The organism is Acetobacter sp. (assembly GCF_052102375.1).
Taxonomy (GTDB): domain Bacteria; phylum Pseudomonadota; class Alphaproteobacteria; order Acetobacterales; family Acetobacteraceae; genus Acetobacter.
In genome coordinates this window covers 51,675-64,329 of record NZ_JBQDXI010000003.1, presented here as the reverse complement: position 1 = coordinate 64,329, position 12,655 = coordinate 51,675, and the positions used below count along the sequence as shown (strand labels likewise).

At 57.4% G+C, this 12,655-nt stretch carries 18 protein-coding genes; 8 read left to right on the top strand and 10 right to left on the bottom strand.

Annotation, left to right across the window (positions count from 1 at the left end):
• Positions 1-184: 184 nt before the first annotated feature.
• Positions 185-628: an NUDIX hydrolase gene (locus ACTIDN_RS02050; protein ID WP_441375862.1), complete on the top strand. Its 444-nt coding sequence runs from the start codon at positions 185-187 to the stop codon at positions 626-628.
• Positions 629-815: 187 nt separating this feature from the next.
• Here the strand turns inward: ACTIDN_RS02050 and ACTIDN_RS02045 are convergent, their stop codons facing one another.
• The 8 genes from ACTIDN_RS02045 to ACTIDN_RS02010 form a co-directional block, all read right to left on the bottom strand.
• A complete protein-coding gene (locus ACTIDN_RS02045) occupies positions 816-1,331 on the bottom strand; it encodes a disulfide bond formation protein B (protein ID WP_441375817.1) in 516 nt (171 codons plus the stop codon).
• On the bottom strand, positions 1,328-2,674 hold the full coding sequence (locus ACTIDN_RS02040; RefSeq protein ID WP_415508174.1) for an alpha,alpha-trehalose-phosphate synthase (UDP-forming): 1,347 nt from the start codon (positions 2,672-2,674) through the stop codon (positions 1,328-1,330). Before ACTIDN_RS02040 ends, ACTIDN_RS02045 begins: the two co-directional genes overlap by 4 nt.
• Positions 2,675-2,677: 3 nt before the next feature.
• Complete coding sequence (gene otsB / locus ACTIDN_RS02035; RefSeq protein ID WP_441375816.1) at positions 2,678-3,421, bottom strand: trehalose-phosphatase; 744 nt, start codon at positions 3,419-3,421, stop codon at positions 2,678-2,680.
• Positions 3,422-3,601: 180 nt separating this feature from the next.
• Positions 3,602-4,189, bottom strand: coding sequence for a DUF2155 domain-containing protein (locus tag ACTIDN_RS02030; protein WP_441375815.1), 588 nt, complete (start codon positions 4,187-4,189; stop codon positions 3,602-3,604).
• A complete protein-coding gene (locus ACTIDN_RS02025) occupies positions 4,186-4,404 on the bottom strand; it encodes a hypothetical protein (protein WP_048837770.1) in 219 nt (72 codons plus the stop codon). Before ACTIDN_RS02025 ends, ACTIDN_RS02030 begins: the two co-directional genes overlap by 4 nt.
• Before the next feature lie 38 nt (positions 4,405-4,442).
• Complete coding sequence (gene mlaD, locus ACTIDN_RS02020) at positions 4,443-4,991, bottom strand: outer membrane lipid asymmetry maintenance protein MlaD (protein WP_441375814.1); 549 nt, start codon at positions 4,989-4,991, stop codon at positions 4,443-4,445.
• Positions 4,992-5,046: 55 nt separating this feature from the next.
• Positions 5,047-5,415 carry an NADH-ubiquinone oxidoreductase subunit NDUFA12 family protein gene (locus ACTIDN_RS02015; protein ID WP_415508179.1) on the bottom strand — a complete coding sequence of 123 codons (369 nt, stop codon included), beginning with the start codon at positions 5,413-5,415 and terminating at the stop codon, positions 5,047-5,049.
• Between the two features lie 54 nt (positions 5,416-5,469).
• Positions 5,470-5,634, bottom strand: a complete 165-nt coding sequence (locus ACTIDN_RS02010) for a hypothetical protein (protein ID WP_165759933.1) — start codon at positions 5,632-5,634, stop codon at positions 5,470-5,472.
• Between ACTIDN_RS02010 and ACTIDN_RS02005 the strand changes: the two genes are divergently transcribed.
• The 7 genes from ACTIDN_RS02005 (at position 5,633) to ACTIDN_RS01975 (ending at position 11,768) form a co-directional block, all read left to right on the top strand.
• Entirely contained in the window at positions 5,633-7,156 is a 1,524-nt protein-coding gene (locus ACTIDN_RS02005) for a TSCPD domain-containing protein (RefSeq protein WP_441375813.1), read from the top strand. The two genes, ACTIDN_RS02010 and ACTIDN_RS02005, sit on opposite strands and share 2 nt — an antisense overlap.
• A 49-nt stretch (positions 7,157-7,205) precedes the next feature.
• The gene (locus ACTIDN_RS02000) at positions 7,206-7,673 is read left to right on the top strand and encodes a RidA family protein (RefSeq protein WP_441375812.1); all 468 of its coding nucleotides are present in this window, start codon (positions 7,206-7,208) and stop codon (positions 7,671-7,673) included.
• Between the two features lie 20 nt (positions 7,674-7,693).
• Positions 7,694-8,842: a GNAT family N-acetyltransferase gene (locus ACTIDN_RS01995; protein ID WP_441375811.1), complete on the top strand. Its 1,149-nt coding sequence runs from the start codon at positions 7,694-7,696 to the stop codon at positions 8,840-8,842.
• 103 nt (positions 8,843-8,945) lie between these two features.
• Positions 8,946-9,854: a bifunctional methylenetetrahydrofolate dehydrogenase/methenyltetrahydrofolate cyclohydrolase gene (locus ACTIDN_RS01990; protein ID WP_415508195.1), complete on the top strand. Its 909-nt coding sequence runs from the start codon at positions 8,946-8,948 to the stop codon at positions 9,852-9,854.
• Complete coding sequence (locus ACTIDN_RS01985) at positions 9,851-10,606, top strand: methylenetetrahydrofolate reductase (protein ID WP_441375810.1); 756 nt, start codon at positions 9,851-9,853, stop codon at positions 10,604-10,606. Before ACTIDN_RS01990 ends, ACTIDN_RS01985 begins: the two co-directional genes overlap by 4 nt.
• Positions 10,607-11,104: 498 nt before the next feature.
• Positions 11,105-11,389: a hypothetical protein gene (locus tag ACTIDN_RS01980; RefSeq protein WP_441375809.1), complete on the top strand. Its 285-nt coding sequence runs from the start codon at positions 11,105-11,107 to the stop codon at positions 11,387-11,389.
• Between the two features lie 31 nt (positions 11,390-11,420).
• The gene (locus ACTIDN_RS01975; RefSeq protein WP_441375808.1) at positions 11,421-11,768 is read left to right on the top strand and encodes a hypothetical protein; all 348 of its coding nucleotides are present in this window, start codon (positions 11,421-11,423) and stop codon (positions 11,766-11,768) included.
• A 62-nt stretch (positions 11,769-11,830) separates the two neighbouring features.
• On the opposite strand, the gene ACTIDN_RS01970 is transcribed toward ACTIDN_RS01975, so the two are convergent.
• A complete protein-coding gene (locus ACTIDN_RS01970; protein WP_415508186.1) occupies positions 11,831-12,316 on the bottom strand; it encodes a kinase inhibitor in 486 nt (161 codons plus the stop codon).
• 20 nt (positions 12,317-12,336) lie between these two features.
• Positions 12,337-12,555 carry a hypothetical protein gene (locus tag ACTIDN_RS01965; protein ID WP_048837781.1) on the bottom strand — a complete coding sequence of 73 codons (219 nt, stop codon included), beginning with the start codon at positions 12,553-12,555 and terminating at the stop codon, positions 12,337-12,339.
• Positions 12,556-12,655 lie beyond the last annotated feature (100 nt).

The window sequence follows — 12,655 nt, the reverse complement described above, 5'->3', positions numbered from 1 at the left end:
GCACTCCTGAAACTGAGGTCCTGCACGCAAGTGCCACCAGCCTGCTGGCTAGGGGTAGCCTGCGCGCTCATTATGACAGCCAATAAACCCTCTTGCGCCGGAGGGTTGCATAAAAACGGCAGGATGCTGCCATTCGCCCCCTCCCCCCTTGACGGGATAAAGCCGGGTTTTGCACTGTCTGACTATGGTTGGTTCTGCTTCTTTCATGCCCCGCGTAGGAGTGCTTGCCGTTGTGCGGCGCGCACGGTCTTTTCTGCTTGTCCGGCGTGCCAAAGCGCCGGATGCTGGATTATGGGGCTTCCCCGGCGGCCGGGTGGAAGCAGGAGAAACATTGCTGCACGCGGCAGCACGCGAACTGCATGAAGAAACCGGCCTACAGGCCCGCGGCACCCATAACGCTGATATATTTGAAAGCCTGCATTATGCGCCTGATGGCACACTGACGTTTCACTACGTCATTATTGCTGTGCGTTGTACGGAGATAGAACCCGGCACCCAAACCCTCTGTGCGGGAGATGATGCCTTGGAAGCACGCTGGTTTTCTTATGAAGACCTGCTTACCCTCGGCCCCCGCGCCAGCCAGCGGGTTGCTGAACTGGCCACGAAGATTTTACGGGATGAAGCGTAGAACACACCATAAAGATTGAAAAATTATCTTATCAGAAAATAAGTTTTCATGTTTTTATTCGCTGATGACTGCCGTATTCTGCACGTGCAAGCTGGTCCAAAAAGCCAGACGTTTAGTCTGGCACAGAGTAGGTATGACCAAGCAGGCAGCATTTTTCAGGCTTCTCTGCCTGCTTTCACCAAATCCCTTAATGAAAAATACGCCGCCCTACCTTCCGAGCGCGATTTTTCATACTCAGAAAAATACCCAGAACAGCAGCGGCATACAGTCCACCCATAACACTCATGGAAAGGGGGAGGCCGGGAATAAGATAGGTTGGGTAGTCACACGGTTTGCCCGGCAGCAATGGCATGGAGGCCAGACGCTCCGCCATGGTGGTGCCTGTAATTTGCGGCGCGTGGCACCCCGGCAGGGGACTGGGCCACCATTGCCACTCCACACCGGCGTGGCAAAATGCCAGCCCCAGAGAGGCCACAAGAAGCGGTACGCTCAGCCACAGGATAGGTCCACCAGCCAGACCGGGCAGCAGAATGTCCACCGCGCCAATCAGGATGAGAATACGCCACGGCCACCGCTCAACCAGACAGAGTTCGCATGGCATGATGTGCAGCACATGCTCCACCCACCAAGCCATACCCAGCGCCAGCGCACTGGCAACTACAAGAAAAACCCCGATTTGACGATGTGCCAGCGCAGCTTTCACCCGCGTTCTACCTTTACCAACTGCTCAATAAAGTCCCGCGCCCAGCTTCCCGCCGTAACACGCCAGACGTCAGGCTTGAGCCGCTCCCAACGCTCCTGCCGTTCAGATTGCGTCATAGTCAGGGCTTTATGCAAGGCATCAGCAATTTCGTCTGCATCATGCGGGTTAACCAGCAATGCATCTTCCATCTCCGGGGCGGCTCCGGCAAAATGGGAGAGGATCAGCACGCCGGGGTCTTCCTCATCCTGAGCGGCAACATATTCCTTGGCAACAAGGTTCATGCCATCCCGTAGGGGTGTGACCAGCGCGACATCTGCCAGACGGTAAAACCCGGCCAACAGGTGGCGCGGCACTGGGTGCGTAATGTAGCGGATGGGTGTCCAGTCAAAATCCCCATACATGCCGTTAATGCGGCCTGCGGTTTCATCCAGGTCCTGCTTGAGGCGGCGGTATTCTTCTACCGTCCCGCGTGAAACAGGGGCGATCTGGAGATACATCACCTTCCCTTTGTGCTCGGGAAAGCGTTTGAGGAAGGCTTCGTACCCATGAAAACGCTCTGGTATACCCTTGGAATAATCCAGCCGGTCCACACCAATAACAAGAGGGCGACCACGTAGGCTCTGTTGCAGGCGCTGGACGTCAAAGTCATCCTCACACGCCTTGGCCTGTGCGGCAAAACTTGCCGGGTCAATGCCAATGGGGAAAACCTGCCCGCGCGTTAGCACGCCGCATTGTTCAAGCCCGTCGTTCATATTGCGGGCGTCATCTTCCGTTTGCAGGCCTATGACATCGTAGGATTCTAGGCTGTGCATTAGACGCTCTGCACCGGGCAGCGCCTTCATAAGGCTCCATGGCGGGAACGGAATATGCAGGAAAAAGCCGATGGGGTTGGTAATACCCACATCTCGCAACGCCTGACCGAGCGGGAACAAATGATAGTCATGCACCCAGATAATATCATCCGGCCGCAACAAGGGGCGGAGTTGCTGTGCAAACAAGTGGTTGACGCTCAGATAGACCTCACGGTCCTTTCTGGAATAGTCCATCAGGCCTGCACGGTAATGGCACAGTGGCCACAGGATACCATTGGAATATTTCTGGTAAAATCCGTCAAACTCGGCGTGGGTCAGGTCAATCGTTGCGTAGGTAACGTTATCAACCGTTTCTTCACTTGGTTTACGGTTGTTGGCCTCAGCTTCAGCAATCTGCTGGCCAGACCACCCAAACCACAGGGCTTCCCCGTGGCTCAGGGCATCCTGCAAGGCAACAGCCAGGCCGCCCGCAGGCTGCTGCCTGTCAGACGATGAGGGCACACGGTTAGAAACAACAACAAGACGACCCATTATTTAGCGCTCCGATTCAACCAGTGAGGCAACCCAAGCCCGGAACGCTGCGGGCGTGGGGAAGTCTGTCGGGATGCGTAGGCCCGCACCCCCCATACGTTTGGCAGCCGTTATGCCGTCTTCATCCGTGACATCATCACCCACAAAAACTGGCTTACGCCCGGCAAAAGGGGCGGCCTCCATGAGCAGAGAAACGGCATAGCCTTTATCGATACCCGTTGGCCGAACTTCCCATGCCATTTTGGCGGCTTGAAGGTGAAACGCGCCCTCTGCCTCACGCATCCATGCTTCTGCGGCGGTCTTCAGGGCAGGCCCGGCTTCTGGCGTGGCGCGATAATGCAGTACAAATCCGGCCTGTTTGTGCTCAAGCCGCGTACCCGGCCATGTTTCCACCAGAGCGCGGGCTTCTTCCAGCCAATGCTGCGGCACTTTGGGCAGGGCAGCCCGTTCAACAGGCCCGCCGGGGCGATGGCGAATGGCAATGCCGTGCTCACCGGCCACTGCAAACGGAATATCACCAAGGAAATGGTCAATTTGCTCAATAGGACGACCGGAAATAACGGCCAGTGCATCCCCGCACAAAACCCGCAACTGGCGCAAGGTTTCCGCCAGCCCGTCCGGCATGACAACGGCTTCTGGTGTGGGGGCGATATCAACCAGTGTTCCGTCAAAATCAAAGAGGAACGCCGCCTGATCCAAAGCAGGAATCTGAAAGCGGTATTCAGTATCAGAAACAGTACGGACCACGTGCACCTCGCCTAGGGTTAAGGGGGCTCTGTAGGCGACCCGGCAAGGGTGCGCCACAGGGCTTGAGCCAAAGGGTGCCGGAGCCGGTGGTTAAGAACAACCTGCCCAAAGGAGGACAGGCCATGCGCTAGCGTGGGGGCGCTACCCCGTGCAGAGGCCTAAACCCCGCCGCTGCGCTCCTTAATATTCACCACCATATTCAGGTGTTGCTGGTGCAGCCCCACCAGACGGAGCTGCATGGCCTGCTGCCCCTGTATCGCCTCCATAAGGGGAGGGTTCAGGCGCGGCGGGCTGCTTCAGCACGGGAACTGCCGGTGTTGGCAATGGCGGGGCTGCTGGGGCCACGTCATCACCTTCACACCGCACCATACGCACATCGTACACAGCGCTTTCAAACACGCCCAGACCCGGCTCTGCCGCCAGCATCCAACCTTGGTACGTTGCCCCGTCAGGGTGTGTGTCGTGCAGTTCCAGCCACCCTGCGGCATCCGGAGACACTGTAACAGGCCGTTGCAGGCAACGGCCCGGAGTAATGTCTAAACTCTTGACATGGGCAGTCGTTCCAACAGGAATTTTTAGTAGGTCAACATGCGCGTCCAACCGGTCGAGCACACGCACCACTGCCACAGACTTTCCCTGCCAGCTATTGGCAGGATGAATAGCAGGCGGCGCCAGCGGCGTGCCCGCTGCGTGCCCTACCCCACAGGACAGCCCGGCCAACGCAAACGCTGCCAGACCTACCTGCTGAAAAACACCGGAAAACTTCATGCTGCCTGCCCCTTTTTGGGAGATGCGAGGGACGCGACAAGTGCCATCAGTGTGTCCCGCATGGCCTGCTCATTGACCCCCATTAAAACTGCATCCTCAAACGCATCCCGCACCACATCGTGCAGTTCGGTCCAGTTTTCTTCCAGAACGCGCAGTTTTTCAGTGCAGGTTACGGGCTGCCCATCGTCCTGCACCCATAAGGTGGGAGTATCCATACTGTTAATCTGCTCTCATTACATGGCCAGAGTATGGCTTAGGGCTGATCCGCTTTGGCAGGCGCTGCTGGCGCAGGGCTCTCTTTGCCTGCGGCATCCTTGTTGGCGCGGGTCAGGGTGTCGGTCACGGAGAAAATGAATTTGCTGAGCAACTGCTCAAGGCTGATAGCCCCCTGAGTCTGGTTAAGCGCTGCACCAGGTTTCAGGTTGGTCTCATCCCCACCGGGGGAGAGGGCAATATACTTGCCGCCAAGCAGGCTATCACTGGTGATAATGGCGGCACTGTCCGTTGGCAGTTTGATGTCTGGCCGCACGGTAAATGTGACTTCTGCTTTATAGGTAGCAGGGTTTACGCGTTCATCCGTTACCTGCCCCACGGTTACACCGGCAAGCCGTACATCGGACCCCACACCCAAGCCATCAATATGGGCAAAACTGGCATGTAAGGGGTAGCCGGTGCTGTCGGTCTTGCGCCCCTCACCCACAATGGCGGCAACCAGCATAAGAACAAGCCCCAGAAGAACCACCACACCCGTGATGAGTTCTGCCATATTCCGCCGTGCTGGTGCTGTTATTACTGAAGACATATGCCTGTGCACTCCCTGTGTCCGGACACACCTTTAGCAGGGAACGGGTTTCAGATCACGCCTCTGGTGTCCAAGATTCGTAATCTTGTGCCACGGGGCGTTTCTGGTGCGTATTATAAGGACTGCCGGGCGGCCGGTATGCCTGCGGTGTGCCGGTAAGGTTCGGCTCGTGCGGCAACTGCCACGGCTTGCGTTCCTCTGCCGGGATGGGGGCATCCAGCGTGTGGTGCAGCCAGCCCCACCACTCAGCCGGTACGGCGGAGGGGTCTTCCCCTTTCAGGTAAATCACCCATCGCTCGGGCCGGTCCATCCCGCCACCACGCCGGGCACGGCCAGTCGATTCGTAATAACAGCGCCCCTGGCCATCCTGACCAACCAGACGCCCCTTGCGGCGGGTGTAAAGCCACGTTCCCAAATTTGCCATGACTCGAACCCTACAGCCGCTTGGCGGGTGCGGTCCATGCCTTTTCAGGCCCTGTCAGATCAACTGCGCTCGACCAGAACAGAAGTTATCCCCCATATCCTCATTATACTGACCATTGTATTCCGTTTGAGGTGCTCTGAACGGGTTACGCCGCCCTGCGCCGGGGGAGTAAACTGCTCCCATGACAAGAGCCAGACGCCATTGGAGTGGTGTGCTCATGAGCACACTACAGGCCGCAGCAGACCCGGATGCGCCATGCCGCTCCGTAACGCTGCCCGCAGAGTGGGACGCCGAAGCTGCCGCCGCGCTGGCGCAGCTTGTTCCGGGAACCGAGTCCATTGACCTCGGGCGCACAGCATCACGCTGGGTGGACGCGCTGGCGCAGGATGACGCCATGGCGCGCTCACTCACATGGTTGCTGCTTATGCGGCAGGCCGCCCCGACAGAGGGCGTGTGGTCCTGCGCGTTTGACCGCCCCCCCGGCTTTAGTGTGAATCTGGCGGCCTTTGTCACCCCCGGCGAAGGCTTTGGCGCAGAAACCTTTGTGGCAGCCCTCCGCCTGATCAGCCGCGTTTTACGTGAAACAGCCAGCGTACGGGCTGACCAGCGTAACGGAGAGTTGCCACTACCCGGCCTGTTTACAGCCGTACCGCCCACCACGCCGCCTAAAACGGAGCCTACTGGCGATGCACCGCCAGCCGCAGCTCTTGCAGGCAGCATTCTCCTGACCAATCTGGACGCCTGTCTGGCAGGCGTTGGTCTGGATTATGACAGTGAGGACGGACGCGCTGCCGCCTGCGCCATTGCGGCGCTGGCAACCCTGACCGCCCATTGCGGATGCGGGCCGGACACCCTTCCCCTCCCCCCCGTGCGCACGGTGCTGCCCGGACTGGGTGAAACACTGCGCACGGTTTGGAATGAAGCTGCTGTTGAAACAGAGACCCCTCTGGCCCTGATTGAGACCGGATTTTCCAGCTCCAGCGCTGTGGACGGAGTATTGGGGGTAGAAGCCTGCGGTCTGGCCCCGGTCTTCTCCCTTCTGCGGCCGGATGGTTCGCTAGCGCAAAGCACACTGTGCAGGCTGGATGCCCGTGGTTTTACGGCTGAAACCGCACTGGCCGCTGCGCTGGCTGGGGAAGAGGTACTGCCTCTGCCCGGTGCCACTGCCCACATGGCCATGTACCGCGCTTTGAGCGGCTTTGTGGACCAGCTTCCCGCACGGCCGGATCCGGCAGCACAACCCCTTAACCGCAAGCTGGAGCGCGGTATGCGCCGCGCCCTGCCACACCGGCACGGGGGCTTTACCCAAAAAACGACCATTGGCGGTCATCGCCTGTTCCTGCGCACCGGGGAATATGATGATGGCACGTTGGGCGAACTCTCCCTGACCCCTACGCGGGAGAGTTCCATGGTCAAAGGGTTGATGGATAGCTTTAGCGAGGCGGTCAGTATTGGCCTGCAATATGGCGCACCGCTTGAGGAATTTGTGAACAGCTTTGCCTATTCCTGCTTTGGCCCGGCAGGCACGGTGGAGGGAGACCCTGTGGCCACCTATGCAACCTCCATGCTGGATTACGCATTCCGGGCACTCTCAGAAGCTTATCTGAGCAACAAGCTGCCCGATGGCCCGCATGAAGATGAGCAAATGGAACCAGACCCACTGTTACCCCTTGATTTACCCGGCGATGAAGGCAACCCTCCATCCCGCACACGGGGCAGCCTTCGTCTGGTTGTCAGCTAATCCTACAAAACGCTGGCACAGTGCCCCCTGAACCAAGGAGAACCCCACTATGAGCACAACTCCCGACTCCCGCCTTGCCGCACTGGGCATTACGCTGCCAACACCAGCAGTCCCGGTTGCCAACTACGTAGCCTGCGTACAGACCGGCTCCCTTCTGGTTGTCTCTGGCCAGTTGCCCTTGGCTGATGGCAGCCTCTTTGCCACTGGTAAGCTGGGTGGCGCTGTTTCTGTTGAAACTGCGGTGGAAGCTGCGCGCTACAGCATGATTAACGTGATCGCACAGGTGAAAGCCGCACTGGGTGGTGACCTAAGCCGCGTTAAACGCGTTGTGCGTCTGGGTGGCTTTATTGCCTGCACCCCTGACTTTACTGCGCATGCAGCCGTCATGAACGGTGCGTCCGATCTGGCCGTTGCCGTATTTGGTGACGCTGGCCGCCATGCACGCTCAACGGTTGGCGTACCGTCTTTGCCGCTTGACGCTCCGGTTGAAGTGGAAGGATTGTTTGAGATCGACTGAACTGCACCAAGGAATGACCCATGCCTGACTGGTCCATAAAGCTCCATGATGGCATTCATTCCCTCGGCCAGAAGGCGTGGGATGCCTGCGCCGGAGCTGACAACCCGTTTGTCAGCTTTGCCTTTCTCTCAGCATTGGAAGACAGCGGCTCTGTCTCACGCCGTACAGGGTGGTTGCCCCAGCATGTGGCGCTCCACACCCCGGATGGCCAGCTTGCTGCTGTCTGCCCCGCGTATTTAAAAAGCCACTCTTGGGGCGAGTACGTGTTCGATCAGGGGTGGGCACGCGCGTTTGAGGCGGCGGGCGACTCTTACTACCCCAAACTTCAGGTTGCCGTACCGTTTACGCCTGCCCCCGGCCCGCGACTGCTCCTACACCCGGCAGCACCCCCCGAAACAGCGTCCGTACTGGCAGATGCTTTGCGGCAACTCTGTGGGGATCTCCAACTTTCTTCCGCGCACGTGACCTTCTGTACAGAGCAGGACAGTGCGTTACTTGCCCAACGTGGGTGGCTGCCCCGCCTTGGTGTGCAGTATCACTGGCATAATCAGGGCTATCAAACCTTTGATGATTTTCTGGCCGCCCTGTCCTCCCGCAAACGCAAGGTTTTAAAACGCGAACGACGGGACGCAAATGCTGCTGGTTTGACCTTTGAGACCCTGCGTGGGCCGGACATTACCCGCGCAGACTGGGACGCCTTTTATCGGTTTTACGAAAACACCATAGACCGCAAATGGGGCAGTGCTTACCTGACACCCAGCTTTTTCCCGCTCCTGTCTGACCGACTGGGAGACAAGGTCGTGCTAATGGTCGCGCGTAAGGAGGACCAGCCTGTAGCCGCCGCCCTCAATCTGCTGGGCGCAGACACGTTGTATGGCCGCAACTGGGGCTGCGTGGGAGACTGGCCGTTCCTGCATTTTGAATTATGCTATTACCGCGCCATAGACTTTGCCATCAGCCATGGGCTGAAACGTGTTGAAGCCGGAGCGCAGGGTGAGCACAAAATCCAGCGTGGCTACGTCCCTAGCCTGACGCACTCAGCCCACTGGCTGCAAAACCGCTCATTTTACGCAAGTGTCGCCAGCTTTCTGGAGCAGGAACGCGCCGCAATGCAGGCAGAAGTTACAGCTCTGGGAGACCTTTCGCCTTATAAGCAGGATACTGCGTAACGCTGCCAAGTACGTCCAACCATTGTCCCACCGGCTTTTTTTGCGTATGCCACGCCTAGCGTCCAGCCATCCTTAATCCCTCGTTTTGCCGGCAGCAGGAATGATGAGCACAACACCCTCCCTTTCTTCCGATCATCAGGCTTCTCTTATTGATGGCAAGGCCTTTGCCACCGCCCTGCGCGAACAGATCCGTGAGGATGTACGTGCCTTTCATGGCGCGCATGGTGTAACGCCCGGTCTTGCCGTTATTCTGGTTGGCAACGACCCGGCCAGTGAAGTGTATGTCCGTAACAAGGCTATTCAGACCCATCATGCCGGCATGCGCTCTTTCATGCACATGTTGCCTGAAACAACGACAGAAGAAGAACTTCTGGCCCTGATTGAGCGCCTGAATAAAGACCCGGAAATTCACGGCATTCTAGTGCAGCTTCCCCTTCCCAACGGGCTGGATGCGCGCCGCGTGACCAATGCCATCCGCCCTGAAAAAGATGTGGACGGTCTGGGTGAGATCAATGCTGGCCGTCTGGCTATTGGCTTGCCGGGTCTTGTGCCTTGTACTCCACTGGGGTGCCTCCTGCTGCTCAAGGACCAGCTTGGGGATATGCGCGGTCAGCACGCTGTGGTGATTGGCAGTTCCAACCTTGTTGGCAAGCCACTCGCGCTGCTGCTTCTGGCTGAGGGCTGCACTGTTTCTGTCGCTCATATTCACACGCGCGACACTGCTGCTCTGGCACGTCAGGCCGATATTCTGGTGGTTGCAACGGGATGCAGCGGCCTTGTACGGGGCGACTGGATCAAACCGGGTGCAACGGTTATTGACGTTGGTATTACCCGCATAACCCTCCCTAACGGCAAGACCCGTCTGGTTGGGGATGTCGTGTTTGATGAAGCTGTAAAGGTGGCAGGGCGCATTACCCCCGTGCCCGGTGGCGTTGGCCCCATGACCATTGCCTGCCTGCTGAAAAATACTCTGACAGCAGCCAAACTGCTGGTGACCGGGAAAGCGGAATGAGCCTGACCCATCTTTCCGTCGAGCTTATTCCCCGTGCCGAAGACGCACTGCGTGGTGACACGGATGCGGTGAAAACCCTGCTGCCAGCAGCAGATATGCTGAATATTCCTGACCTTATGCGCTTTCCCCTGCGTAGTTGGGATGCTGCGGCCCTGCTCCAGCCGGTTTTCCCCACTATTATACCGCATATCCGGGCCATCGATATTGCACCCGATGCCCCCTTGCCCGGTGCCACGCAGCCCGGACTACGAGAAATACTCGTGGTGCATGGTGACCCACCGGCAGATCTGTCCCACCGTACATACCCCAATAGTACGGAAAGCATTATTCGCCGGTACAAAAAAGAAGCACCGCATCTACGCGTTTATGCAGCCTTTGACCCCTACCGCCGCGCACCGTGGCGGGAGCTGGAAGATGTTGCCCGCAAAAAAGAAGCAGGAGCGGAAGGGTTTTTCACGCAGCCTGTGTTTGACCGCAAACTGTTTGACCTCTGCCGGGAATGGCTGCGGGACGAAACGGTGTTCTGGGGTCTGTCACCCGTTATTGGCCCTCGTTCCCGCTCTTACTGGGAAACAACAAACCACGTTGTTTTTCCCAAAGACTTCTCGCCCACTCTGGACGCCAATATTGCGTTTGCCCAGACTGTATTGCGTGAACTCTCCAGCAGTGCGGAAGACGGATCTGTCTATCTGATGCCCTTGAGGGTTAAACTGGAGCAATACCTGCCACCGTTGCAGGGCGTGCTAGGTTAGTGCGTTACGGAGGACTGGCATAAGGCTGTCCTCCCCCAACTTTTGCTTGGTCATCACAAAAGGCAGGCAGACCAAGTATGCAACTGTTCCTTCATAGTTCTGTAGTGCTCTAGGCGCTTTTTGAGCACACTCAGTCTGCCAATGGCATCTTTGCTCTTTGGTCTGAAACACTGTAAGTTTGTAATATAACAACAAAACGCCTACTATCCCCTACAACAGACGCAGAAACGCGAGAAAAATTAACAGCAACTGATTGATTTTATTCATTTTCTATGAATATGAATAAAAAATCCATATTTTTTGATGCTGATTAACTTTTTCTTTATGGATTTTATGTAATGTTTCTGTGTTGGCAGTTAATCAACGCCAACCTGCCGCAGCAGGCACACATGTGATACTAGGTTACCAGTAGGTACCCGGCACACATTCGGCGCCACGGTGGCAAAGTCTTTGTATCTAACCGTATTTGGTCCGACGACAGCAGGAGCGCTTTACAACATGGCTCACGGCACTTCCACAGCAAGACACTGGCTCAGAAACACCGCGTCCACGCTGCCGCAGGAACAGACACCTGCTCCACGCCCTGCTCTTTCTGCAACCAGGTCATGGCAGACAGATGCTGCTGCCCCCGTAGTGACAGACCGGCACACGGTAAACCCGGTGCGGGACCACCTTGCAGTGCGGGCTGAGCAGGCTGATGTTTCCTTAAAAACAGACCAGCCTGTTTTGACAGAGAATGCTGACCTGCACCTAAGTTACGGACTCCGGGCATGTCATCCGTAAGATACGCGAGGCCGATGGCAAGATTACCTTTATGGTGCCGCCGGGCGTTGCTTCCGTCTCCCTTGTATCCCGCGTCACCTATCTGGATGATGCCGCAGAACTGGCAGACAAAGGCCGTTCTCCACATGGTGTACTGGTTGGAGAGATTACATTTTTTGAAGCAGGCCGGACACGCCCCATAACCGACCATCTTAAAACGGAAGATCTGTCAGGGTGGGGGCAAGTGCAGGACAAGGCACGCTGGACCCAAGGGAAAGCGGAACTTCCGCTCGCACACCGTCGCCCAAGAGCCATTGGCATGTTGGCCGTACAACTGCGGGCTACAGGGGAATATGACATTACTCCCACTGAAGCGCAGGCCTCACCTCTGCGAGCATAACCACCATAATGAGGCACCTCCCCACCTCTGGTATGTACCAGAGGTGGGGAGGCGCTCATACCCTAACTACCGTAGGTTGCAGTCAGCGTTGCCGAGCCAAGTGTGTGGTGATGCACCAGAAAACCCACCATAGCTGGGCTGGAGTCTGGCGTGACATCCAATCCCTCAACGTCAAGCGCATGCACCGTAAAAACATAGCGATGCGTCCGGCCGGGTGGTGGTGCGGCCCCACCGTAACCGGGTTGTCCAAAGTCCGTCCGTACCTGCACGGCCTGAGCAGGCAGTGGTGCTTTGCCTGAACCAGCACCCTCCGGCAAAGTAGTCACCTGTGCCGGAATATTGGCCACAACCCAATGCCACCAGCCAGACCCTGTTGGGGCATCCGGGTCATACGCGGTCACCACAAAGCTTTTGGTACCCTGCGGGACATCCTGCCATACCAGCGCGGGGGACAGATTTTGCCCCGTCTGCCCCATGCCATTGAAGACCTGAGCCTGTGGCAGGGTCTCTCCGTCCCGAAAAGCCGGGCTTGTGAGCACAAAGGTCATGGTTTCCCCCTGTATTATCGTTACCAGTTACGGCTGATCAGCCAGAATTCTTCAGATGTGAGCGTGACAGCTTTCCCGGCATCGGAGTCTGCCGCTGCGCGGGCCAGTGCTTCAATGCGCTCAATCATGATAACTTTACGCTGGTGAGCTTCCGATGTTTCCTGCACGGATTTCAAGACCCCAAGTGAGGTCTGGGCAGCTTTGGCAACACGGTCTGCATCAAGAAGGGCATAAGACATAATTTTTAGCGTCCTGTTTATTCATAATGGTGAAGTGAATCTGGCGGTTGTGTGCCCGTTGTTCAAGCCCTGCAAGGTCTAGCCACCCCTGCGCGCTTTT

Bases quoted from the DNA above. Each gene is read 5' to 3' on its own strand.
- ACTIDN_RS02050 (WP_441375862.1), top strand. From the start codon at position 185: ATGGTTGGTTCTGCTTCTTTCATGCCCCGCGTAGGAGTGCTTGCCGTT.
- ACTIDN_RS02040 (WP_415508174.1), bottom strand. From the start codon at position 2,674: ATGGGTCGTCTTGTTGTTGTTTCTAACCGTGTGCCCTCATCGTCTGAC.
- ACTIDN_RS02030 (WP_441375815.1), bottom strand. From the start codon at position 4,189: ATGAAGTTTTCCGGTGTTTTTCAGCAGGTAGGTCTGGCAGCGTTTGCG.
- ACTIDN_RS02025 (WP_048837770.1), bottom strand. From the start codon at position 4,404: ATGGATACTCCCACCTTATGGGTGCAGGACGATGGGCAGCCCGTAACC.
- mlaD (WP_441375814.1), bottom strand. From the start codon at position 4,991: ATGTCTTCAGTAATAACAGCACCAGCACGGCGGAATATGGCAGAACTC.
- ACTIDN_RS02015 (WP_415508179.1), bottom strand. From the start codon at position 5,415: ATGGCAAATTTGGGAACGTGGCTTTACACCCGCCGCAAGGGGCGTCTG.
- ACTIDN_RS02005 (WP_441375813.1), top strand. From the start codon at position 5,633: ATGAGCACACTACAGGCCGCAGCAGACCCGGATGCGCCATGCCGCTCC.
- ACTIDN_RS02010 (WP_165759933.1), bottom strand. From the start codon at position 5,634: ATGAGCACACCACTCCAATGGCGTCTGGCTCTTGTCATGGGAGCAGTT.
- ACTIDN_RS02000 (WP_441375812.1), top strand. From the start codon at position 7,206: ATGAGCACAACTCCCGACTCCCGCCTTGCCGCACTGGGCATTACGCTG.
- ACTIDN_RS01995 (WP_441375811.1), top strand. From the start codon at position 7,694: ATGCCTGACTGGTCCATAAAGCTCCATGATGGCATTCATTCCCTCGGC.
- ACTIDN_RS01990 (WP_415508195.1), top strand. From the start codon at position 8,946: ATGAGCACAACACCCTCCCTTTCTTCCGATCATCAGGCTTCTCTTATT.
- ACTIDN_RS01985 (WP_441375810.1), top strand. From the start codon at position 9,851: ATGAGCCTGACCCATCTTTCCGTCGAGCTTATTCCCCGTGCCGAAGAC.
- ACTIDN_RS01980 (WP_441375809.1), top strand. From the start codon at position 11,105: ATGGCTCACGGCACTTCCACAGCAAGACACTGGCTCAGAAACACCGCG.
- ACTIDN_RS01975 (WP_441375808.1), top strand. From the start codon at position 11,421: ATGGTGCCGCCGGGCGTTGCTTCCGTCTCCCTTGTATCCCGCGTCACC.
- ACTIDN_RS01970 (WP_415508186.1), bottom strand. From the start codon at position 12,316: ATGACCTTTGTGCTCACAAGCCCGGCTTTTCGGGACGGAGAGACCCTG.
- ACTIDN_RS01965 (WP_048837781.1), bottom strand. From the start codon at position 12,555: ATGTCTTATGCCCTTCTTGATGCAGACCGTGTTGCCAAAGCTGCCCAG.